19 protein-coding genes and 1 tRNA gene are annotated in these 21,297 nt (G+C 61.0%); 10 read left to right on the top strand and 10 right to left on the bottom strand.

What is annotated here, in order from left to right:
- Nucleotides 1-115 precede the first annotated feature (115 nt).
- Nucleotides 116-238 (bottom strand): hypothetical protein, encoded by a 123-nt coding sequence (locus KVF90_RS01290; RefSeq protein ID WP_264393048.1) that lies wholly within the window; start codon nucleotides 236-238, stop codon nucleotides 116-118.
- 521 nt (nucleotides 239-759) lie between these two features.
- Here KVF90_RS01290 and KVF90_RS01285 point away from each other — a divergent pair.
- Together KVF90_RS01285 and KVF90_RS01280 are read left to right on the top strand one after the other, a co-directional pair.
- On the top strand, nucleotides 760-1,905 hold the full coding sequence (locus tag KVF90_RS01285) for a DNA cytosine methyltransferase (protein WP_264393047.1): 1,146 nt from the start codon (nucleotides 760-762) through the stop codon (nucleotides 1,903-1,905).
- Nucleotides 1,906-1,928: 23 nt separating this feature from the next.
- Entirely contained in the window at nucleotides 1,929-3,986 is a 2,058-nt protein-coding gene (locus tag KVF90_RS01280; RefSeq protein ID WP_264393046.1) for an ATP-binding protein, read from the top strand.
- 111 nt (nucleotides 3,987-4,097) lie between these two features.
- On the opposite strand, the gene KVF90_RS01275 is transcribed toward KVF90_RS01280, so the two are convergent.
- Together KVF90_RS01275 and KVF90_RS01270 are read right to left on the bottom strand one after the other, a co-directional pair.
- Nucleotides 4,098-4,361: a helix-turn-helix domain-containing protein gene (locus KVF90_RS01275; RefSeq protein ID WP_319641043.1), complete on the bottom strand. Its 264-nt coding sequence runs from the start codon at nucleotides 4,359-4,361 to the stop codon at nucleotides 4,098-4,100.
- Nucleotides 4,362-4,913: 552 nt separating this feature from the next.
- On the bottom strand, nucleotides 4,914-5,792 hold the full coding sequence (locus KVF90_RS01270) for a hypothetical protein (protein WP_264393045.1): 879 nt from the start codon (nucleotides 5,790-5,792) through the stop codon (nucleotides 4,914-4,916).
- 51 nt (nucleotides 5,793-5,843) lie between these two features.
- Between KVF90_RS01270 and KVF90_RS01265 the strand changes: the two genes are divergently transcribed.
- Nucleotides 5,844-6,383 carry a hypothetical protein gene (locus KVF90_RS01265; RefSeq protein ID WP_264393044.1) on the top strand — a complete coding sequence of 180 codons (540 nt, stop codon included), beginning with the start codon at nucleotides 5,844-5,846 and terminating at the stop codon, nucleotides 6,381-6,383.
- A gap of 35 nt (nucleotides 6,384-6,418) precedes the next feature.
- Here the strand turns inward: KVF90_RS01265 and KVF90_RS01260 are convergent, their stop codons facing one another.
- From KVF90_RS01260 to panC, 4 genes are all read right to left on the bottom strand, one after another.
- Nucleotides 6,419-7,360 carry a HEPN domain-containing protein gene (locus KVF90_RS01260; RefSeq protein ID WP_264394602.1) on the bottom strand — a complete coding sequence of 314 codons (942 nt, stop codon included), beginning with the start codon at nucleotides 7,358-7,360 and terminating at the stop codon, nucleotides 6,419-6,421.
- Between the two features lie 112 nt (nucleotides 7,361-7,472).
- Complete coding sequence (locus KVF90_RS01255; RefSeq protein WP_264393043.1) at nucleotides 7,473-8,708, bottom strand: tyrosine-type recombinase/integrase; 1,236 nt, start codon at nucleotides 8,706-8,708, stop codon at nucleotides 7,473-7,475.
- Nucleotides 8,709-8,908: 200 nt separating this feature from the next.
- Nucleotides 8,909-8,982, bottom strand: a tRNA-Gly gene (locus KVF90_RS01250).
- Between the two features lie 79 nt (nucleotides 8,983-9,061).
- A complete protein-coding gene (panC, locus tag KVF90_RS01245; RefSeq protein ID WP_264393042.1) occupies nucleotides 9,062-9,928 on the bottom strand; it encodes a pantoate--beta-alanine ligase in 867 nt (288 codons plus the stop codon).
- Nucleotides 9,929-10,013: 85 nt separating this feature from the next.
- Between panC and KVF90_RS01240 the strand changes: the two genes are divergently transcribed.
- From KVF90_RS01240 to KVF90_RS01210, 7 genes are all read left to right on the top strand, one after another.
- Nucleotides 10,014-10,874 carry a division plane positioning ATPase MipZ gene (locus tag KVF90_RS01240; RefSeq protein ID WP_264393041.1) on the top strand — a complete coding sequence of 287 codons (861 nt, stop codon included), beginning with the start codon at nucleotides 10,014-10,016 and terminating at the stop codon, nucleotides 10,872-10,874.
- Nucleotides 10,871-11,173, top strand: coding sequence for a J domain-containing protein (locus KVF90_RS01235; protein ID WP_264393040.1), 303 nt, complete (start codon nucleotides 10,871-10,873; stop codon nucleotides 11,171-11,173). The genes KVF90_RS01240 and KVF90_RS01235 overlap by 4 nt, the downstream gene beginning before the upstream one ends.
- Before the next feature lie 165 nt (nucleotides 11,174-11,338).
- Complete coding sequence (gene pgmG / locus KVF90_RS01230; RefSeq protein ID WP_264393039.1) at nucleotides 11,339-12,754, top strand: phosphoglucomutase/phosphomannomutase PgmG; 1,416 nt, start codon at nucleotides 11,339-11,341, stop codon at nucleotides 12,752-12,754.
- A 47-nt stretch (nucleotides 12,755-12,801) separates the two neighbouring features.
- Nucleotides 12,802-14,517 carry an Hsp70 family protein gene (locus tag KVF90_RS01225; protein WP_319641042.1) on the top strand — a complete coding sequence of 572 codons (1,716 nt, stop codon included), beginning with the start codon at nucleotides 12,802-12,804 and terminating at the stop codon, nucleotides 14,515-14,517.
- A complete protein-coding gene (locus KVF90_RS01220) occupies nucleotides 14,514-16,145 on the top strand; it encodes a hypothetical protein (protein WP_264393038.1) in 1,632 nt (543 codons plus the stop codon). The genes KVF90_RS01225 and KVF90_RS01220 overlap by 4 nt, the downstream gene beginning before the upstream one ends.
- Before the next feature lie 83 nt (nucleotides 16,146-16,228).
- Nucleotides 16,229-17,053: a DUF2059 domain-containing protein gene (locus KVF90_RS01215; RefSeq protein ID WP_264393037.1), complete on the top strand. Its 825-nt coding sequence runs from the start codon at nucleotides 16,229-16,231 to the stop codon at nucleotides 17,051-17,053.
- 38 nt (nucleotides 17,054-17,091) lie between these two features.
- A complete protein-coding gene (locus tag KVF90_RS01210; protein WP_264393036.1) occupies nucleotides 17,092-19,569 on the top strand; it encodes a ligase-associated DNA damage response DEXH box helicase in 2,478 nt (825 codons plus the stop codon).
- Between the two features lie 25 nt (nucleotides 19,570-19,594).
- Here KVF90_RS01210 and KVF90_RS01205 read toward each other — a convergent pair whose 3' ends face one another.
- The 3 genes from KVF90_RS01205 to KVF90_RS01195 all read right to left on the bottom strand — a co-directional run bounded on the left by KVF90_RS01205 (nucleotide 19,595) and on the right by KVF90_RS01195 (nucleotide 21,296).
- Complete coding sequence (locus tag KVF90_RS01205) at nucleotides 19,595-20,020, bottom strand: ExbD/TolR family protein (RefSeq protein WP_264393035.1); 426 nt, start codon at nucleotides 20,018-20,020, stop codon at nucleotides 19,595-19,597.
- A gap of 283 nt (nucleotides 20,021-20,303) precedes the next feature.
- The gene (locus KVF90_RS01200; protein WP_264393034.1) at nucleotides 20,304-20,735 is read right to left on the bottom strand and encodes an ExbD/TolR family protein; all 432 of its coding nucleotides are present in this window, start codon (nucleotides 20,733-20,735) and stop codon (nucleotides 20,304-20,306) included.
- A 30-nt stretch (nucleotides 20,736-20,765) separates the two neighbouring features.
- On the bottom strand, nucleotides 20,766-21,296 hold the full coding sequence (locus KVF90_RS01195; RefSeq protein ID WP_264393033.1) for an ExbD/TolR family protein: 531 nt from the start codon (nucleotides 21,294-21,296) through the stop codon (nucleotides 20,766-20,768).
- Between the last annotated feature and the right edge of the window lies 1 nt (nucleotide 21,297).

Below are 21,297 nucleotides of genomic sequence, written 5' to 3'. Positions count from 1 at the left end.
ATCCGCTTAAGCCGCCTGCGGGAAAATCGCAATTTTCCGCCTCGGCCAAACCGGCCCGAGGGTAGATGCCGATCGCCAGCTGCTTCTTTTTGTCGTCAATGCGATGTTTAACCTGTCACCGCTTGCCGCCGGAAGGCTCCACCAGCAGGAACAGGCCGAGCGTATCGCCAACCTCGTAGGGCTTCTCGCGCAATGTGGCCCCCAAGGGCCCCGGATGCAGCGGGAAGACTAGGGACATTCTCGGACGACCGAGGGTCTAAATCCCTCGGGTTTCCAAGGATTTTATGGACTTTCTGGGGCTATTTGGGAAGGGAGGGCTGGAGCGGGTAGCGGGAATGGAATTGGCGGACTTTAAGTATCTGAAATCAGATATTTAAATTGCCGGTTTTAGATTTGGCCCCCAACAATATCCCGGGAACAAGTTGATGCAATTGGACTTCACTGGACGCGGAATCGTGGTCCGATAATGGACGGATCGACGCAGCAATAACACCGATCGGCGGTGCTAGGCACCCACCTCAATTCGAATGTGTTGTTCGTCGCATTCGAAAATGGAATCACAGGGATCATTAGACGATGGTCAGACAGCAAAATGTAGGCTCGCGACCTGGAGAGACGGTTAGCGCATTTGGCGTGGCGGACCTGCGGATATCGACTCTCATAAATTTGGTCGATTTGGCTGAATAGCATAGAGACCCTCGGGTGAAGAGGGTTGACGCGATGAATTTTGAGTCAAGGCTAGTGTTCGAAAAGGTCTCCGTGGCCTCCTCGACCCACGTGCCACCCGTTCAACCCAAGCCAAATTTTATCGATCTGTTCTGCGGGGGCGGCTTGGTTCGCCTCGGCCTCGATAATCGTTGGTCGTGTAGCCTTGCGGTCGATTGGGATGGGACAAAAGAAGAAGCTTACAAATGCCTCTGGGGTGAAGAAGCGTTCGAGCGGGCTGATGTAAGCGAAATTTCGGAAGAGCGGATCACTGATGGAACCAGCCTAGTCTGGGCATCGTTCCCGTGCCAAGATCTCTCCCTTGCAGGCAACAGAAGCGGCTTGTCGGGGTCTCGGTCTGGTTATTTTTGGTCGGTTATTGAACTTATAGCAAAGGCGAAAAATAGAGGCCACCGTCCGCAAGTCCTCGCATTTGAGAACGTGCCAGGGTTTGTTTCTCAAAATGGCGGGCAGGATTTTGTTTCGGCTATTCGAGCGGTGACGGGGCTTGGGTATGCATGCACAGCCATTGTCGTGGATGCGAAACACTTCGTGCCCCAATCTCGCCCACGCGTGTTTATCTTGGCAGTCCACCACGATGCCCTTAGGCACGCGGCTATCGCAGACGTGCAGCCGAACTGGCTCTATCCCAAGTACCTTACGCGCACAATCTATGAGACCAGACTAAACGATTCGCCTGATTGGTTTTGGCTCGCAGCGGGCCCTCAGGTTGCCCGCAACGTTACCTTGACCAGCATTATGGATTGGCAGGTAGATCAGAGCGCTTGGGACGATATGACTCAGACGCAAGCATTGCTCAAACTTCTATCTCCACTACATCAATCAAAGCTAGAAGCTGTTATATCTAAAGGTGAGCGACAGGTATTTGGTATCTATAGGCGCATGCGACCAACAAAAGATGGTAACAACGTCCAACGTGCTGAGATCAGCTTCAATGACCACGCCGGTTGCTTGAGAGCGCCAACAGGAGGGTCAAGTCGACAAAAATTCTTGTTCGTAGATGGAAAAAAAATCCGATCAAGACTGCCCCTACCACATGAACTATGTCGCATTATGGGTGTAAAAGAGAAAAATTTCTCTGAATTGACGTATAATCAAATCTATCGTGTTTTTGGCGAAGGGGTTTCGCCTCCAGTAGTCAGCTTCATCGATGAAATTTTCTTCAGCAAAGTAGTTTAATTTTTTCAATTGATGGAAACATTATGTCAAATCCGACGCTCGACTTCGACCATAATATAATCGAGCATCTTGGCATTAAGCTTTACCAAAATCGTCCTGTCAATGTGTTGGCAGAATTGGTTTCGAACAGCTGGGATGCGGGTGCGCTGAATACGTGGATCGATGTCTCTTCTGACCAGAATCTGATTTGCGTATCCGATGACGGCTCGGGCATGAGTCTGAACGATATTGCCTCTCGATACCTTATCATAGGCTTGCAGAAGCGAGAGGAACCGACGGACCTTGCTGGCCGGGAAAGAAAGCCCATGGGTCGGAAAGGTATAGGTAAGCTCGCTCCGTTCGGCATAGCACGTACAGTTGAAGTGGTCAGCCTCAAGGATGGTCTCGCAAATTGGTTCACCCTAGATTTGGATGAAATCATCGAGGCACAGCCTCAAAAAAGATATGAGCCAAAATTCCGATGCAAGAATGATGCAATCTCTGAAATTGATCTAGGCGATTTCGAGTATGCAGACTCGGTAACAAAGTTCCTTCATCGTGTTAAGGATCGAGGCACAGGCACACTAATTATTCTGAGTAGGCTCACATCTAATCGAGTCCCAACTCCCGAATACGTGTTAGAACGGATGGCAGCCCGATTTACGACGATTTTAGCGCGCGATGACTTTACCGTTTGGGTGAACGAAGACGAAATTGAATATGAGACGGCAATGCCAGAGTTTGAGCTTCGTATACCGAGCGATGGCTTCGAAGAAGTGGAAATCGGCGGGCGAAAGGTGAAAGCGTGGGCTGGTTTTTTCAAGAAAGCTGAAACAGCGACAGACGAAGCAGGTGTTGGTGTCTATGCTCATGGAAAGATAGCACAAGACCGCCCTTTCTTTTTCTACTCCAAAGGAAAAGAAGTATTCCAGAGATATCTTTATGCAGTGGTGGAAGCTGACTGGATTGACGAGCTCGAGGATGATGTGATCTCGACTGACCGCACAAGCGTAAACTGGGAACACGATCAACTCGAAGAAATGGCAGAGTGGGGCCGGAAAAAAGTAAATTCATGGCTCTCACAGTATGACGCATTCCGAAAATCGCTTCACAAGAGCGAGACGTCAAAGGCAGCTAGGGCGCTTCGTGAAGAAAGGAAGATTTACAACTTTTCACAGACCGAAAATGAGGAGATCGACACTCTAGTCGCGAAGGCAACTGCGGAATTGCCAAAGTCACAGATTGAAGCCTCTCGGGAAGGATTGTTGGAAGCGGTTACCAAAGCTTGGGCAAACGAACCAACTCGGATTCTCGTTAAGCAACTATGGGACACATTGAGCGAAGGGGGAAACCCGAGCAAAACTTTCGAAGCGATTCTCACTGGTTTGCATAAGAATTCGGTTCCCGAGTCAATGGGCTTGGCGATAACCTTCGCACAGAGAGCTTATGCAGTCACTGTTCTGGCGAAGCTTGTAAACGAACGGTCAGAGCAGAACTTACAGGACCTGATTGAAGAATTTCCATGGATCATTGATCCGTCCGGTGCTTTGGTGACTGCGGACAGGCATCTCAAGACTACAATTAACAATCTCGCTGATAAATTTGATGGAGATCGCTACGAGCCCCTTGCGATGATCAAAGAGATACCGGAGTCTTCTAGGGCTGATTTTGTCTTTCTATCAGACGCCGGCGATAAAAACATTAAAGTGATTGAGCTTAAGGCACCGGGCGGCGATACTCTACAGAAACGGAATGAGCGGCAACTCGTTGCATATCTGGACCATATATCTCAGCACTACCCTAGTGCTCAAATCTCAGGAGTGTTGGTTGGCAACGTTGGCCCAAGCCCAGGCTACCGAGCAGACGATCAGAGAGTTACAGTACAAGGCTGGGATTCTGTGCTCACAGAGTGTCGTGTAGTTTACGTTGAATTACTGGCGTCGATGCTAATTCGTTCAGATGTAACGCCCTCAGATGACAGATTTGCGCTCATACAGAAATTTGCGGGGGACGACGTGTGGGAGCTTTTGCATCGGATTGCAGAAAAAGATCCTGCCCTTAGGGAAGTGATGAAAAAATTCGAGTACCTGACGTCCACCTAAATTCTATTAGTGCTGACTGATTTCACATTTCTAATGTTATTGGAATTTCTTGATTCCTTCATTTCGATTTTTTCGAAGCAAAGATGATGGCTTGGAGATCCGGATGAATGGTCATCCGGGATGCTGATCGGATGAGATGGTGGCCTGGCTTCGCCGCTTCGCGACGAGCGCTTTGAGACTTTCGGTAAGCACGAGAGTTGAGCATCCCAGCTTGACGATTTCGATCTCCCCATCCGCAATGAGAACGTAGAGCGTGCTGCGACTGATGCCGATGTAGCGGCAAGCGTCGGGCACACGCATGGTGATCGGCTCAATGTCATGCGCGCTATCGCCTGAGGCACCAGCGTCGGCCTGTAGTTCCGTCCGGAATGCCATCCGGGACCCTCGGTGAACCCCATGTGACTGCTGCCTGCCTGCATGTGTAGCGGATCGGTTTGGATATGCGGCCATCGGACTGGTCCTTTGCATCTTTCGGGTGATGACGGACCAGCCCTCGGAGCTTGGAGGGGGGACGAAGACGAGCCCGCCATCGCCGCGATTATCGGGCACGAGAGCCAGCAAGGTCGAGATGACGTTCGTACGCTGGAGCAACCAAAGCTACGCCGCGCTCCGGATAGCGAAGGATCCCGCATCAGATCGGACGCACACACATGGGATTGGGCGGGGCTGGATTCGTCTGATCGCAGCCTCAAATTGACCAGATTGGCTCGAATATCAGACAGCCGTCTCAGTGATCATTGATTTCTCAGGATTTCTCGGAACTACCGGCGGCTGGGGTGATGTGAATGCCGTCGCATAAAGTGCAGCAAAACCAACCACCTGCACCCAAGCCGACGGCGGTGCTTTTATCTTGCAGTCTTATTTGCCATCGCAATCCGGACGCCTGCGGACTTTCCGTTCTGATGGTACATGGGCGGCATTTGCTGCTCAGCGGTCGCCGACCTCGTTCCAGAACGCGGCCTGTCGCTGTGCCTCTAGCCGTTCCAGCGGCACGTCGATCAAATCGAATTTGAGATTGTACATTGGAAGCTGCCAGTGGTTGTAGAAAAGCCGCGCATGATGCTCGGTGGCGCGGTCCGTAACCAGCCCTTCCGAGTCCAGGTGAGCGCTGAGTTGTTTGGTCAGCTCGCGCGCTTCGACCGGTCCTTCTTCCTTTACGAAGTCGACGCTGCCCCAGATATCACTGGTAGCTTGAAGGCCTGCACGAGTTAGCACCCCCAGAGCATCAAGCGCTTCAACGATGTCCAATGCGACGGGCCGCAGGGTGATTGTCGAAATGGTCCAGCGATTGGGATCATTCCATTGCGGTATGCTGTCTTCGTGGACCTCGATGTCGGCATACATCGTGCTCTCGCGCCGATAGAGCGACCAATTGGGAACGATGTATTCGCTTATGCCGCCATCGAGAAAGTGGCCTTGCCGCTCGTTGTCGACATACTCCTGAAGCTGAGCGGTGTTGGTTGGCCGCCATGACTGGGCGCCCGCATAGATCATGCGCGAGAGGTGGTCGTAGAGTGTCTTCTTCACGATCCGACCGATGCGCTTGCTGACCTCGGGCACAGGGCATCGTACCAGATCGATGAGGATAAGGGCCTTCGCTGATTCTTCCTCGGCAAAGCCAGCGAGCACTGCTGCCTCACGGGGACTGTCCGCCAACGCCTCCGCCGCTCGCCAAAATCCCTGCGCACTTTGAAGTATGATTGGCAGGCCTTCGGCTATGAAGTCGAGGCGATCCGAGTGGCTCATGTTGCATAGGGCGCGTGCCTGTCTGCCACCAAAGCTGATCTTGGTCTTTTTTTCGCTCATGCGCCGATCCTACTACTATTCCCTCACGCGAACCCGTGCAATTAGCATTGCATGAGCAAGAAACCGTATGATGATCGAGAAGATCTGGAGAAGCTTCGATCTCAATGGAAGAAGATCGATGGCATTATTGAGCGCCAGAAGGAGTGGTCGGCAGCGATCGTTAGGGCCGCGACGGCGGCCGAGATCGCTGCGAACATAGCGATCCGAAAGCGTTTCGAAATCGAAAGTGAGTTCTCGCCGGAATTCATAGATTCCCTGCTGATCTGGGCCAACGGCATCGAGGGGAAGTTTAATCGCTTGATCATTCCGGCGGAGCGAGACGAGGCGCAGAGGAAGGCCCTTCGCAGCCTGAAGAAGCGAGCCGAGCGACTGAACAAGAAACGCAATGCTATTGTGCACCGGGGCGCGTTTGCAACCGAGCGTGAAATGCGTGAATTTGTCGACCTTGCTCGCGAAATCGTGGGCGCGCTTGTGACGCCGTGGGAGCCGACCTTTAAGCTGGGCGGACAGAAACTCACGAAAGGGAAACCGACTAAGTCAGCGAAACCGGTACGGTCTACGAAGGCAAAGCCGGGCAAGGGGAAAAGCTAAGGCTACTAGTCGAACAGCCAACTCCGGGACTCGGTTCACCGAACCTTATCAGGCTTCGCCCTCGCTTCTGACTTAAGCTTCTCGATGCGCTCCGAGCAGACTTCGTGCACCACACGACCGAGTTCCTCGACCTGAGCGCCGAGCCATTCGAGTTCCTCTTTGGTCACGCGGTAGTGCTTGGAGTACCGAGCCTTGACGTAGGCGTCCTTGAGCTTCTCGAACCGCGCGCGATCCCGCTTCGTCTCACGCGGCCAGACATAGGTCAGACGAGGATCGATCCGCTCGGCCTGGGTGCGGAGGAAGCCGAGATTGTGGACGTGGGGTGTGTAGAAGGTGCAGACCAGAAGGACGCAGTGGTAAAGCCGTTCTGTCGCCTGATGCATATCGAACGCGGCGTCCTTTAGGTGCCCTTGCGAGATATAGTATTGAGCGCCACCGTAGCGTTTCTGCGCTGATGGAAACCACTCTTCGAAGTACTCCTTCGCCATGTTCAGAGCCTGCGACGGCGTCTTCGGCTTGGGCGTGTGGAGCTCGGTGTCGTCAGACTGATAGACCGCGATCCCTTCGGCCTTCACGTCCATGAAGAAGTAGCGCCCGTGGGCGAGACCGTCGTTCACCTCCTGCAGGGTGTGGACGATGAAGTTGACCGGCGTGCGCAGCGTGCCCGTAAGGCCATACTCGCGGATCAGCCGCTCATCGAGCTTGGCCCAGTACTTGACCCGGTCCGTGAGCCGCTTGTCGCTGACGATAATCAGCAAATCGAAGTCCGACCGGTAGCCCTTGGCGGTGTGCGGCTCATCGACCCAGGTGCCGCGCGCATAGCTGCCATAGAGGATCACCTTGAGGATGCGCCCGGCCTTCTTCCACTCGTGCTTGGCGAGCGCGAAGGCGTCGTCGAACTCCTCGAAGATCAGCTGCACCACGCGCTCAAGCTCGCGCTGTTTTTGCGGGGGCAGATGGTCGAGGTCGGTGCGCATCAACGGATACTAGCAAGCGGTTGAACGGCTTGCACCTGCCCTGTGCACAGGCGCGCCGGGACGGCGCACACCAAAGCGCTGAGGAGCGGCGCGCCGGGGTGCTGACCGTCGCTCATCGTCTGGCCCCTCGGCGGATCGGGACCACCTCGCCGCCGCCGTCGCGCAGTTGGACAAGATAGTCGCTCCACCATTGCATCATCTCGACGCGTTCATCCCAGTGCGCGCCGCGATGATAGGCCGCGCGCACCTTGTCCGCATCGCCATGCGCCAGCGCGCGCTCGATCGCATCGGGATGCCACTTGCCACACTCGTTGAGCAGGGTGGAGGCCATCGCCCTGAATCCGTGCGCCGTCATCTCGTGGGTGGAGTACCCAAGACGGCGAAGCGCAGCATTGATGGTGTTGTCGCTCATGGGGCGCTTGCGGGTCCGGATCGACGGGAACACATATCCCTTGGGTCCAGTCAGAGCATAGGTCTCCTCAAGGATCGCAATCGACTGCCGCGACAGCGGCACCCGGTGGTCCTTGCGCATCTTGGTCTTGTCAGCCGGGATGGTCCACAGAGCCCCGTCAAGGTCGAACTCTTGCCATTCGGCATGGCGCAATTCGCCGGGACGAACGAACACATGCGGAGCCAGCTGCAGCGCAAGCCTCGTAATCGGCTGGCCGTCATATTCATCGATGGCACGCATGAGCGGCCCGACCCGCTCGGGATCGATGATCGCGCCATAGTGCGTGACCGTCGGCGTAATCAGTGCACCGCGCAGATCGCGCGTGGGATCTGAGCGCACCCGCGCTGTCGCCACTGCATAGCGGAACACTGCGCCTGCCAGCTGCATCGTCCGGCGCGAGCTCTCGTATTTGCCCTGCCGCTCGATGCGCCGCACCGCCTCCAGAACGTCTATGGGCTCAATGTCGGTGATGGGCAGCTTGCCGATCGAGCCCGACAGCAGCGACAACAGATATTCGCAGCGCCTCGACGTCGCAGGCGACCAAGCCTTTGCCCCATCGCGTTTACGCTTCTCGCAGTACTCCCGCGCGATCTCCGAGAACGTGTTGTTCGCTTCAAGCTGAGCGCGAAGCTTCGCCTTCTGCTTTTCCCGTCCCGGATCAAGCCCATGAGCCAGCTGCTCTCTCGCCTCACGCGTCCGGTTACGCGCATCGGCCAGGCCGATCTCGGGGTACTTGCCCAGCGCGACCTTCTTTTCGCGCCCGTGAATGCGGTATTTGAGTCGCCAGAGCTTGGTTCCGGTGGGCTGCACCAGCAGGAACAGTCCCAGCGCATCGCCCATCTTGTACGGCTTCTCGCGCGGTTTTGCGTTGCGGATCGCGACGTCGGTAAGCGGCATGATCAAGCCTCCTTTGTCCATCGTGGCCCCATGGTTGGGGGCCAGGCCTAAAAGCCGCCCTCGATTCTTCGATCATTTGGCCCCCACAGACGTTGGATGCGGGTGGAAATGCGAAGATTTGGGTGGACGGCGATGTGCGGAAAACCCTCGGAAATCCAAGGGCTTTATAGACAAAATCGGACGTTTGGGGAAGGGGGTGATGGAGCGGGTAGCGGGAATCGAACCCGCATAGCCAGCTTGGAAGGCTGGAGCTTTACCACTAAGCTATACCCGCGTGGTGCCGTAAGCCGCCCATGCCACCGAAGGCGCGGGTGCGTCAATATCGGTTGAGGCCTTGCCGTGATGTCGGTCTGCTACTTGAGCGCGCTCCCAACTGGCAGATTGTCGATCAGACGGGTGCCACCGATCCGGGCGGCCACCAACAGGCGCGCGGGGTGTTCGCCCAGCGTGGCGAGCGGGGCGAGGCTGTTGGCATCGGCCAGCTCGGCATAATCGATGCTTGCAAACCCTGCGCCGAGCACCTGCGCCTGCAACCGCGCGAGCGTGTCTGCCACCGGCGCGCCGCCTTTGATCGCATGCACGGCGGCCTGCATCGCGCGTGGTAGAGCTGCGGCGGCAGCGCGCTGTTCGGGCGTCAGGTATCGGTTGCGGCTGCTCAACGCCAATCCGTCCGCCTCGCGCACGGTCGGCACGCCGATGATGTTGTCCACATGGGGGCGGGTCAGATCGAGATCGCGCGCCATCGCCCGGATCACGGCAAGCTGCTGGAAATCCTTCTCGCCGAAGAACGCCATGTCGGGCGCGACCTGGTTGAAGAGCTTGCACACCACCGTTGCCACGCCGTCGAAATGGCCGGGGCGCGCCGCACTGCACAGGCCTTCGCTCACTCCGGCAACGCTGATATTGGTGGCGAAGCCCTGCGGATACATCGCCTCGACCGTGGGCGCCCACAGCAGCGCGCAGCCCTCTGCCTCAAGCATCGCGGCATCCTCGGCCAATTGGCGGGGGTAGGCGTACAGATCCTCGTTCACGCCGAATTGCTTCGGGTTCACGAAGATCGAGGCGACCACATGATCAGCGGCCGCGCGTGCGCGGCGCACCAGGGTAAGGTGCCCTTCGTGCAGCGCGCCCATCGTCGGCACCAGCGCTATTGTCGCGCCATCGCTGCGCAACTGTGCCAAAGCGGTTCTCAACATTTGCAGCGTTTTGACCGTTTGCACCGCGGGGCCTCCAAGGATAAACGCAAAGCCACGCCCTAGCGGCGCTTACTGTCCCATTTCAAGCCGCTCCTCCGAGAGACCCGTGATGCCCTCCGCCCCCGCTTCCGAACCCGTGACGGCACCCCGCGCCTTGCGCAAGGGGCAGGCGCACCGGATCGTGTTCGCCAACGAGAAGGGCGGCACCGGCAAGTCGACCACGGCGGTGCATACTGCGGTGGCCTTGTCCTATCTCGGCGCGCGGGTGGCTTCGATCGATCTCGATCCGCGTCAGCGCACCATGCACCGCTATATCGAGAACCGGCTCGGCACGCTCGAAAAGCGCGGGCTGACCTTGCCGACGCCCGATTGCGAGGTGTTTCGGGGTGAGAACACCGGCGATCTGATCGCAATGATCCGCAGGCTCGAGGCGAGCTGCGATTTCCTGATCATCGACAATCCCGGGCGTGACGATCCGTTTGCCCGCATTGCGGTGGAACATGCCGACACGCTGGTCACACCGATGAACGACAGTTTTGTCGATTTCGACCTCATCGGGCAGGTCGATTCCGAGACCTTCAAGGTCAAGAAGCTGTCCTTCTTCGCCGAGCTGATCTGGGAGGCGCGGATGAAGCGCAGCCGCATGACGATCGAACAGCAGCGTCCGGAAATGGATTGGATCGTGGTGCGCAACCGCACCGGCCATGTCGAAGCGAAGAACCAGGCGCGTCTGCACAAGGCGCTCAATGAGATGTCTAAGCGGGTCGGCTTCCGGGTGACGCAGGGTCTCAGCGAACGGGTGATCTACCGCGAGCTGTTCCCCTCGGGCCTGACGCTGCTCGACAAGGGGCATCTCGGCGAACTCGGCACCAGTCACTTGGTCGCCCGGCAGGAGCTGCGAGCACTGGTCAAGGCGCTGAGCCTGCCGGAGTTCAACCGCGAACAGGGCGAGCTGGAGCTGGCCTCATGATGCGTGCACTGATCCTTATCGCGGTGGTCTGCGTCTTTTGCCGCTGGGCATTCGGCAAGTGGCCGTGGGACTTCCTGCGGTCGGCGCCGACCCGCAGTCAGGCTGTGTTCCGGGCGCGCAAGCTGCTCGGTGTGGAGGCGGGTGCGGGGCGTGACGAAATCGTTGCGGCGCACCGCCGACTGACAACACTGGTGCATCCCGACAAGGGCGGCACCACCGCGGCGATGCAGGAAGCGAATGCGGCGCGCGATCTGCTGCTCGACGATCTGCCTTTGCCGGGCGAGGGGGCTGACGTCTGAGATTGCGCGAAATGGCATCGCCGCATTGACACAATCGGGCGCCAAGGGCCTTGATCAATGTGCGGCCTGCGGGAATGAAACGGCGGCGCCAATCGTTAAACCAGACAGACCTTCGCCAGTTTTCCGTTTCCCCACCGGCCGGGCCGACAAGGACCTAATTCGATCATGCAACACCACTTCCACCCCACCGTGCTGCGCGAATACGACATTCGCGGGATCATCGGCGAGACGCTCGGCGCGGAGGATGCGCGCGCGATCGGGCGGGCTTTCGGCACGCTGCTGCGCGAGGCGGGGGGGCAAACCGTGGCGGTGGGTTACGACGGGCGGGTAAGTTCGCCCATGCTCGAACATGCACTCGTCGAAGGGGTTACCGCGAGCGGGTGCGATGTCGTGCGGATCGGCATGAGCGCGACCCCGATGCTCTATTACGCGGAAGCTTCAGCCGAACAGGTTGATGGCGGCATTCAGATAACTGGCAGCCACAATCCCCCCAATTACAATGGCTTCAAGATGGTATTTCTGGGGCGGCCCTTCTTCGGCGCCGATATCCAGAAGCTCGGGAAACTGGCAGCAGACGGTGCCTTCGCCAGCGGAGCGGGTCAGGTCACCACGCGCGACATCATGGGCGAGTATGTCGAGCGCCTGCTCGAAGGCCTGACCGGTATCGATCCCGCGAAGCTCGAAGGTCTGCGCGTCGGCTGGGATGCCGGCAATGGCGCCGCCGGGCCCGCGCTCGAGGCGCTGGCTGCCCGGTTGCCCGGGGAACACCATCTGCTGTTTACCGAAGTTGACGGACATTTTCCCAATCACCATCCAGATCCGACTGTGGAAGCCAATCTGGCCGATCTGCGCGCGCTCGTCGCCGACAAGCAGCTCGATTTCGGAGTGGCTTTCGATGGCGATGGCGACCGGATTGGCGCGATCGACGGCACCGGCCGGGTTATCTGGGGCGATCAGCTGCTGATGATCTACGCCGAGGATCTGCTCAAGAACCGCCCGGGTTCCACGATTATCGCCGATGTGAAGGCCAGCCGTGCGCTGTTCGACCGGGTGGCCGAGCTGGGCGGGAAGCCCCTGATGTGGAAAACCGGCCATTCACTAATCAAGTCCAAAATGAAGGAAACCGGCGCGCCGCTGGCAGGCGAGATGAGCGGGCACGTGTTCTTTGCCGACGAGTATTACGGGTTCGACGATGCGCTTTACGCAGGGGTCCGGCTGCTTGCGGCCGCAGCGCGGCTTGGCAAATCGGTGACCGAGCTGCGCGGGGCGATCCCGCCGATGCTCAACACGCCGGAACTGCGTTTCCAGGTCGACGAGAGCCGCAAGTTCGCCGCGATGGAGGAAATCGCCGGACGGCTCACCACGGCGCCCGGCCCGGACGTCGAAAGCGTCAACGCGACCGATGGCGTCAGGGTCAACACCGCTGACGGCTGGTGGCTGCTGCGCGCCTCGAACACGCAGGACGTGCTGGTGGCCCGTGCCGAAAGCGAAACGCCCGAAGGTCTGGAGCGGCTGCTCGCCCAGATCGACGCACAGCTTGCTTTGTCGGGGCTGGAACGCGGTGAGAGTGTCGCGCACTAGCCGCCGGGACCACTGCAATTCCAATTGCCTGAGGCGCGACCCGCGCTATGACGGCTTCAATGCTTGTCGGGATTGATCTTGGCACCACCAACAGCGCCGTGGCGCTTTGGCAGGACGGTGCGCCGCAGCTTGTGCCCAATGCCTTGGGCAAGGAGCTGACCCCTTCCGCTGTCAGCCTCGCCAAAGGCGGGCAGAGCTGGGTGGGGCAAGCCGCGCTTGACCGGATGGCGACCCATCCGGCGGACACGGCTACCAGCTTCAAACGGATGATGGGGACGGCGAGCACCGTCACCTTGGCAGGCACCACGCTGACGCCCGAGGACCTATCGGCGATGGTCCTGCGCAGTCTTGCCGATGATGTCGAGGCGGCGACGGGCGAACGGCCCACCGCGGCGGTCATCACGGTTCCAGCCTATTTCAACGAGCGCCAGCGCCGCGCCACCCGTCGCGCAGGAGAGATTGCGGGGCTTGAGGTCAAGCGCCTCATCAACGAACCGACCGCCGCCGCACTCGCTTTCGGGCTGACCGACCGGGGCGACCGCGAGCCCTTCCTCGTCTTCGATCTGGGCGGCGGCACGTTCGACGTCTCGATTGTCGAGATGTTCGAAGGCATTGTCGAGGTGCGCGCCTCGGCCGGCGACAACCGCTTGGGCGGCGATGATTTCGACGATGTGCTGGTCAAGCTGGTCGAACCGATGCTGCCCGCCGGCGCGCTCGACACCCTTCCCGCGGACCGCCGCCGCGCGCTGCTGACGCTTGCGGCGGAACGCACCCGCCGCGCGCTTTCCAGCGCCGAGGAGGCCGATTTCACCGTGGTTGCGGATGATACGGCACTGACCGCGCGCGTCACGACCGAGGCTTTCGAGGAAGCCGCTGCCGCTCTCGTCAAACGCCTGCGCGATCCGGTGATCCGGGCGCTGCGCGATTGCCATATCGACGTGAAGAGCCTGTCGGACATCGTGCTGGTCGGCGGGGCGACGCGAATGCCGGTGGTGCGCAAGGCGCTCACCCGGATGTTCGGGCGCTTCCCCAACGCCACCGTTCACCCCGATCACGCCGTCGCGCTGGGGGCTGCGATCCAGGCGGGGCTGCTGTCGGGCGGGGACGGGCTCGAGGAGATCCGCATCACCGACGTCGCGCCCTTCACGCTGGGCGTCAACACCGCGACCCGCGACCAGCACGGGCGGTATCATGATGACATTTTCGCGCCGATCATCGAGCGCAACACCCCCGTGCCGGTCAGCCGGATGGAGGGGTTCCGCACCCTTGCCGACAACCAGCGGCAAGTGGTCTTCGCGATCTATCAGGGCGAAGCGCGCGACGTGAAAAAGAACGTCAAGCTGGGCGAGCTGACCGTGCCCGTGCCGCCGCGCCCGGCAGGCGAGATCGGGGTGGATGTGCGGTTCACCTATGACACCAGCGGGCTGCTCGAAGTCGATGTTGCGGTGCCCGAGACCGGATTGACGCGCAATCTGGTGATTGTCGACGAGGAAGACCGGCGCACCCAGAAGGATATCGAGGGCCGCCGCAAGCTGCTCGAAAAGCTGAAGGTCCATCCGCGCGACGAGGCCGAGAATGTTGCCATGCTGGCGCGAGCTGAGCGGGCCTATGAGGGCTTCACCGGCCATGTCCGCGACTTCATCGGGCAAGCGCTGACCGAGTTTCAGGGCGCGCTCGACAAGCAGGACCCGCGCATCATCGCCGACGCGCGCGAAGGGCTGGGGCGGTTGCTCGACGAGGTCGACGCCCACTCCCCGCTATGAGCCGCCGCTTCCCCTGGAACCGCCTCGGGATCGACGAGACCAGCGATACCGGGGCGATCCGCAAGGCCTATGCCGACGCGTTGCGCGCGACCAATGTCGATGAGGACATCGCCGGCTATGCCGAGCTGCGCCGCGCACGCGATCAGGCGCTGTGGCTGGCGGCACAGAGCCAACGCGGCGAGGCTGAGGAGGATGATCTCGGCCTCGGCGACTGGGACGACGACGCGGACGATTGGGACGATGATGATGGCGCATGGGACATTGCGCCGGGCATCCAGCGCCCAGTTCCGGCTCCGTCCACACCCACACCCGCACCCTCATCCGCACCCACACCTGCTCCCACATCCGAACTGAGCGAGGCTCAGGTTCGCGCGCAGGCCGCGTGGAACCGGCTGCTAGACGTGCTCTACCCTGATGGTGATCCGAGCGACGAGGCGGTCACCCACGCCGAGCTGGACGATGGTCTCGCCGCGTTGCACACGCTGATCGCGCGGGCCGAGGAAGCCGATCTTGAAGAGCATGACGCGCTCGACAGCGGGCTCGCCGATCTCTTCGCGCGCACCTGGCCGCGCTCGGCGCCGTTTGTTGAACCCGCCAATGCCGCCTTCCACTGGATCGACGAGGCCGGCGCGCTGGACGAACGCGCGGCGCTGCGCTTCCTCAATGATCGCCTCAAGGGGATGCGCTTCCACGAGAAGGTGCAGCAGCCCGGCCATCCGCTGCACAAGGCGTGGGTGGAACTTTCCCGGCCGGGGAAGGCGGGGGTGCTGGACCGGCTGCGGGTCAAGCGGCTTGAGGTCGACAAGCTTTTGACCGGCATCCGCCAGCGCTATCCCGAACTGGAAAGCCATCTCGATTCCGAACGGGTCGCCTCGTGGGACAAGCAGGGCTCGCTTGAGGGCAATCCGGGTGGGCTCGTGCCGCGGATCGTGCGCGGTATCGTTGTTGCGTTTTGCGTGATCATGGTGCTCGGCTTCGTGGCCGACGCGCTGGAATGGAAGGACCGAAATTCCGCTCCGCCGGTTATCGAGGCCGCGCCAAGCGCCGAGGAGATCGACGCGCAGATCGCCGAGGTCTTCGGCGAGGGTGTGGGCATCACACAAGTTCGCGCCGCCGATCCAGCCTTCGCCGATCAGCTGGACCCGCTGGTGGCCTTCCCCGCGCAGGCCAAGGGCGCGCTGCTGGCCTATGTCCGGATGAAGGCGATTGCCTCGGCCACATCTGCCGATGAGGCCAATCTTGCCGTGCGCGCCGATCTCAAGAGCCTGTGGATGACCGCCGCCCGCCGCCAATCGGATGCCGTGTGCCGCGAGGTGATGACGGCGAAGTTCCTCGGCATTGATCTCGACCTGACCGGCAAGGAACGGGACCGGGAGCGGGCATTGCTGCGGCAATTGCTCGACGCAAAGCTGCTGGGCCAGAGGGTCGAGAGCGGGGAGTTCCGGTACAGCATTCCCGGCTGGCTGGTCGAGGATGTGATCAAGCGCAGCGGGCTGCCCGAAAAGCGGATGGTCGCTGCACTGACCGATCCCGAAAGCGCCGACCGCTGCACCGCCGAGGCATCGCTGATCGAGGCCGCGCGCGCATCATCGCGGCCGGTGCCCAAGGATGTGATGAAGGGGCTCTGACCCCTTTGACCTCCTTGCGAATGGGGCTGGCAAGCCCGACGACGAGCGGGCATCATCGCGTGATGTTCAGGGGAGACTCGCATATGAAATTCAGAATTCTGCTGGCTGCTTCGGCGCTTTCGCTGCTCGCCGTTCCGGCTGCTGTCGCCGCGCAGGACAGCCCTCCGCCAGTGGAAGCCGTCTCGCCCGAAGGCGAGGAAATGGATCAGACGATGGCGATGCTGGGCAGCATGTTCCCGGCCGAGCCGCTCACCGAAGAACAGCAGGCCCGCCTGCCGCAGGCGCAGCGGGTGATCAATCGCATGATCCCCGAAGGAACGCTGGGCGAAATGATGGGCAGCATGTTCGACAAGATCATGGGCCCGATCATGGCCGCGACCGAATCTCCGGCGAATAGCGTGGTCCAAAAGGGTATTGGCATCAGCCCTGGCGATCTCGATCTTTCCGAAGAGCAGATCGCCGAACTCGCCGCGCTGTTCGATCCCGCCTATGCCGAACGGCACCAGCGCGAAATGGCACTGATGCCGGGGTTGATGCGCGACATGATGACCGTCATGGAACCCACCATGCGCAAGGCCATGTCCGAGCTTTACGCGATCAATTTCAACCAGACCGAGCTCGACGATATCGAGGCGTTCTTCATGACCGAAACCGGCGCCGCCTATGCCCGCAAGAGTTACGCCATGTCGAGCGATCCGCGCATCATCGGGGCGACCATGGAGTCCCTCCCGCAGCTGATGGGCGCCTTTGGCAGCATGGAGCAGAAGATGGCAGCGGCCGGTGCAGACCTGCCCGCCAAGCGCGGCTTCGATGCGCTGTCCAAGGCGGAACAGGCGCGCGTCGTTGCGCTAACTGGCATGAGCGCTGCCCAGATCAGGGAAATGCTGCCCGAGCCCGTTTCGGAGTAACCCGCGCGAGGCTTGCCGGGGCGGGGGTTAGCGCCCACATGGCTGACGTGACCCCTGCCGATCCTGCCAGCGCAGCGCTCCCGCCCGAAATCGCCGCGTGGTTCGATGCACGCGGGTGGCGGGTGCGGCGGCACCAGTGGGAGATGCTGGAGAAGGCGCGTGCAGGCGATCATGCGCTGCTCGTGGCGGACACCGGCGCGGGCAAGACGCTCGCGGGCTTCCTGCCGACCCTGTGCGACTTTGCGAGTGATACGCCGCCGCCCGAAGGCCTGCACACGCTCTACATATCGCCGCTGAAGGCGCTGGCGCAGGACGTGAAGCGCAACCTGCTGACCCCGATCGAGGAGGTCGGCCTGCCAATCCGGGTCGAGACCCGCAGCGGCGACACCCCGTCCGATCGCAAGAAACGCCAGCGAGAACGCCCGCCGCATATCCTGCTGACCACGCCCGAAAGCCTCTCGCTGCTGCTCTCCTATCCCGAGAGCGCCGATCTGTTCGCGGGGCTGAAACGCATCGTCATCGACGAGGTCCACGCCTTCGCCACCGACAAGCGCGGCGATCTGCTGGCGCTGAGCCTCGCGCGGCTCCACGCTTTGGCACCGCAGGCGCAGCGGGTTGCCCTTTCCGCCACGCTGGCAAACCCCCGCGACTTTCAGGAATGGCTCGCCCCGCAAACCGGCGAGAGCGGCGAAATCGCTGCAGCCGCGCTGGTGCTGGGCGAGGAGGGGGCCGATCCCGAGGTCGAGATCCTGCTCCCCATCGAAGAACGTATCCCCTGGGGCGGGCACGCGGGGCGCTGGGCCGTCCCGCAGCTTTACGAGGCGATCAAGGCCAACCGCACCACGCTGGTCTTCACCAACACACGCTTCCTCGCCGAGTTTATCTTCCAGTGCTTGTGGGAGGAAAACGAGGATCACCTGCCTATCGGTATCCACCACGGCAGCCTTTCCACCGAAGCGCGCCGCAAGGTCGAAGAGGCGATGGCGCGGGGGGAATTGCGCGCATTGGTCTGCACCGCCAGCCTCGATCTGGGGATCGACTGGGGTGATATCGATCTCGTCGTGCAGATGGGCGCGCCCAAGGGTTCGTCGCGGCTGCTCCAGCGGATCGGGCGGGCCGGGCACCGGCTCGACACGCCAAGCCGCGCGGTTCTGGTGCCGGGCAATCGCTTCGAATTCCTCGAAGCCACTGCCGCAAAACAGGCGGTCGACGAGGGCCAGCGCGATGGCGAGGCCTTCCGCCCCGGTAGCCTTGATGTGCTCGCCCAGCACGTGATGGCCTGCGCCTGCGCTGCACCGTTCCACGAGGCCGCGCTGCTGGCCGAGGTGCGCAGCAGCCTTGCCTATAGCTGGGTCGATGCGGAAACCTTTGCGCGGGTGCTGGGGTTCGTCTCGAACGGGGGCTACGCGCTCAAGGCCTATGACCGCTTCCAGCGGATCGTGCGCGGCAAGGACGGCGTGTGGCGGCTGGCCCACCCCAATCAGGCGCAGCGCCACCGGATGAATGCCGGGATCATCGTCGATTCCGAGATGCTCACCGTGCGCTTCAAAAACGGTCGCAGCCTCGGCAAGGTCGAGGAGCGTTTCGCCGCGCAGCTCTCCCCCGGAGACACCTTCTTCTTTGCGGGCATGAGCCTTGAGGTCGAAGGCGTGAAGGACATGGACGTCGTGGTGCGCGCCGCCAAGAAGAGCGCCACCATCCCCTCCTATGGCGGGCTGCGCCTGCCGCTGACCACCCACCTCTCCACCCGCGTGCAGGCGCTGCTTGCCGACCGGGCCGGCTGGGGGCGCTTCCCCGATGATGTGCGCGAATGGCTGGAGATGCAGGACTACCGCTCGCGGCTTCCTGCGCCCGGCGAGCTGCTGGTCGAAAGCTTCCCCCACGGGGGCAAGCACTACACCGCCTATTACACCTTTGAGGGCTGGAACGCGAACCAGTCGTTGGGGATGCTGATCACCCGCCGGATGGAGGATCGCGGGCTATTGCCGGGCGGGTTCGTGGCGAACGACTATTGCCTTGCGGTGTGGGGACTGAAGCCCGTGGAGAACCCCGCGCCACTCTTGTCTCCCGATATTCTGACGGGGGAGTTCGTCGAGTGGGTGACCGAAAGCCACCTGCTACGCCGCGCGTTCCGCGAAGTGGCGGTGATCTCGGGCCTCGTCGAACGCCAGCACCCGGGGCAGAAGAAGACCGGCAAGCAGGTGACCTTCTCGACCGACCTGATCTACGATGTGCTGAGGAAGTACGAGCCCGATCATGTGCTGATCGAGGCCGCCTGGGCCGATGCCCGGGCGCGGATGACCGATGTGGGCCGCCTCGCCGACCTGCTGGAGCGGTCCCAGCGCGAGCTGGTCCATGTCACCCTCGACCGCGTGTCGCCGCTCGCGGTGCCGGTCATGACGATGATCGGGCGCGAGGCCGTGCCGCAGGGTGCGGTGGATGACGAACTGCTGCTCGAAGCTGAGGGGCTGATCGCCGCGGCGATGCGACCGGATGTGCCGCTGGAGGGGGATTAGCGTCCCCCTCCAGCGGGCCCGGCTGTCAGAAGTTCCGGTGCTTCTCGTTGCCGATGAAGGTGAAGCTTTCCGCGCCCTCCTCGCGGATCAGGGCGATGGTGCGGGCGGCGGTGTCGTAGCTGGCGAGTGCGTCGGGTTCGAAGCGCAGCACCGGGGATACCTTGAGCGCGCTTGCAGCGGAGACTTGCGCGCGCAGTTCCTCGGCCGAAACCGGCACGCCGTTCCATGACAGGCGGTCATTCGCGTCGATGGTGATCGCATTGCTCTCGAGCACGGGAAGCCGCGCGGTATCGGCGGGGAGGTCGACCGGGGTGACATTGGTGGGCATGGGTATCGCGAGGATCAGCATGATCAGCAGCACCAGCAGCACGTCGATGAAGGGGGTCACGTTCATCTCGGCAATCGGCAGGCGGCGGGCGTAGAGATTGGGGCGGGTCACGGTGTGCGGCATGGTCGATCTCCCTGCTCAGGGCGGCCCCAACCGGACGAGCCCGGGACGGCGGCCGCGCTGATGCGGCAAGAATATCGCAAAAAGAGCAGGTTGCCTAACGCGTACCGGTACGGGGATCGCAACCCTTTGCCAGCGCCGCCCGATGTTCATGAAATGTTTCACGTGAAACATTGGCAGTGAGGGAAAGCCTACCCCTGCCAAGCAAAAGGGGCGCCGCGAAACCTCGCAGCGCCCCCTCTAAGCCACCCCTGGAGGCACCCTAGGGCACCCCTGGCGGGCCTTATTACTTCGCGAAGTCGCGGTATTTGTCGTTACCGACGAAGCCGAACTTGGTCACGCCCGATGCCTTGATGTCCCTCAACACCTTGACCGACAGGTCGTAGCTGGCGAGGGCCTCGGGCTCGTACTGGAGCTCGGGTTCCACCGCCATCGTGGTGGTCTGGCGCAGCGTTTCGACCAGCTGACCTTCGCTGATGGCCGTGCCGTTCCACAGGATCTGATCATCCGGGGTCAGAACAAGCTTGTTCTTGACCGGATCGATCGGAGGCGGCGTGTCATTCGGTTGCGGCTGCGGCAGATCGATATCGACCGAGTGCGTGGCCACGGGAATGGTAATGATGAACATGATCAGCAGAACGAGCAAAACGTCGATCAGCGGCGTCATGTTCATTTCCATCATCGGTTCGCCGTCAAGCTTTCCTCCGGACATACCCATTGTGTATTCTCCTTAGATTGGCCTGGACGATCAGATGCCGGGTGCGACCGGGTTCGAGATGAACCCGACAATCGGATAACCCGCCAGCTGCACGCGGAAGATAGCGCCAGCGACGCACTTCCACGGGGCCTCAACGTCGCCGCGGATGTGGACCTGCGGGATCAGTTCGGGATCGGCCATCAGCGCCTCGGGACCGCCTGCGCGCTTCACGATCGCATCAAGCCGCTTGAACGCCTGGTCCTGAAGTTCCTGCGAATCGACAGGGGTGATGTTGTTGAAGTAGATCCGGCACTCGCCGTTCCGCGATGCGCCCGTAAAGCCGGGATCACCCGCGCTACGGCCAGCATCGTCGGTGGTGCTGACGGTGAGCAGCAGGTTTTCCACCTTGTCCTTCGATTCCAGCGATTCGAACACCGGAATCTCCAGCTTCTCGATCGTCTGGATCGCGACCGGAACCGCGATGAGGAAGATGATCAGGAGCACCAGCATCACGTCCACCAGCGGCGTGGTGTTGATGTCGGACATGGGGGTTTCTGCCCCGCCTCCCGTAGAAATCGCCATT

The organism is Porphyrobacter sp. ULC335 (assembly GCF_025917005.1).
Classification (GTDB): domain Bacteria; phylum Pseudomonadota; class Alphaproteobacteria; order Sphingomonadales; family Sphingomonadaceae; genus Erythrobacter.
Note: the sequence above shows the minus strand (reverse complement) of the source record. Positions and strands in the feature narration are given on the sequence as shown.

Coding starts and splice junctions, on each gene's coding strand:
- KVF90_RS01215 (WP_264393037.1), top strand. CDS start 16,229: ATGAAATTCAGAATTCTGCTGGCTGCTTCGGCGCTTTCGCTGCTCGCC.
- KVF90_RS01210 (WP_264393036.1), top strand. CDS start 17,092: ATGGCTGACGTGACCCCTGCCGATCCTGCCAGCGCAGCGCTCCCGCCC.
- pgmG (WP_264393039.1), top strand. CDS start 11,339: ATGCAACACCACTTCCACCCCACCGTGCTGCGCGAATACGACATTCGC.
- KVF90_RS01265 (WP_264393044.1), top strand. CDS start 5,844: ATGAGCAAGAAACCGTATGATGATCGAGAAGATCTGGAGAAGCTTCGA.
- KVF90_RS01225 (WP_319641042.1), top strand. CDS start 12,802: ATGACGGCTTCAATGCTTGTCGGGATTGATCTTGGCACCACCAACAGC.
- KVF90_RS01195 (WP_264393033.1), bottom strand. CDS start 21,296: ATGGCGATTTCTACGGGAGGCGGGGCAGAAACCCCCATGTCCGACATC.
- KVF90_RS01235 (WP_264393040.1), top strand. CDS start 10,871: ATGATGCGTGCACTGATCCTTATCGCGGTGGTCTGCGTCTTTTGCCGC.
- KVF90_RS01280 (WP_264393046.1), top strand. CDS start 1,929: ATGTCAAATCCGACGCTCGACTTCGACCATAATATAATCGAGCATCTT.
- KVF90_RS01255 (WP_264393043.1), bottom strand. CDS start 8,708: ATGCCGCTTACCGACGTCGCGATCCGCAACGCAAAACCGCGCGAGAAG.
- KVF90_RS01260 (WP_264394602.1), bottom strand. CDS start 7,360: ATGCGCACCGACCTCGACCATCTGCCCCCGCAAAAACAGCGCGAGCTT.
- KVF90_RS01290 (WP_264393048.1), bottom strand. CDS start 238: ATGTCCCTAGTCTTCCCGCTGCATCCGGGGCCCTTGGGGGCCACATTG.
- KVF90_RS01270 (WP_264393045.1), bottom strand. CDS start 5,792: ATGAGCGAAAAAAAGACCAAGATCAGCTTTGGTGGCAGACAGGCACGC.
- KVF90_RS01240 (WP_264393041.1), top strand. CDS start 10,014: ATGCCCTCCGCCCCCGCTTCCGAACCCGTGACGGCACCCCGCGCCTTG.
- KVF90_RS01220 (WP_264393038.1), top strand. CDS start 14,514: ATGAGCCGCCGCTTCCCCTGGAACCGCCTCGGGATCGACGAGACCAGC.
- KVF90_RS01205 (WP_264393035.1), bottom strand. CDS start 20,020: ATGCCGCACACCGTGACCCGCCCCAATCTCTACGCCCGCCGCCTGCCG.
- KVF90_RS01200 (WP_264393034.1), bottom strand. CDS start 20,735: ATGGGTATGTCCGGAGGAAAGCTTGACGGCGAACCGATGATGGAAATG.
- KVF90_RS01275 (WP_319641043.1), bottom strand. CDS start 4,361: ATGGCATTCCGGACGGAACTACAGGCCGACGCTGGTGCCTCAGGCGAT.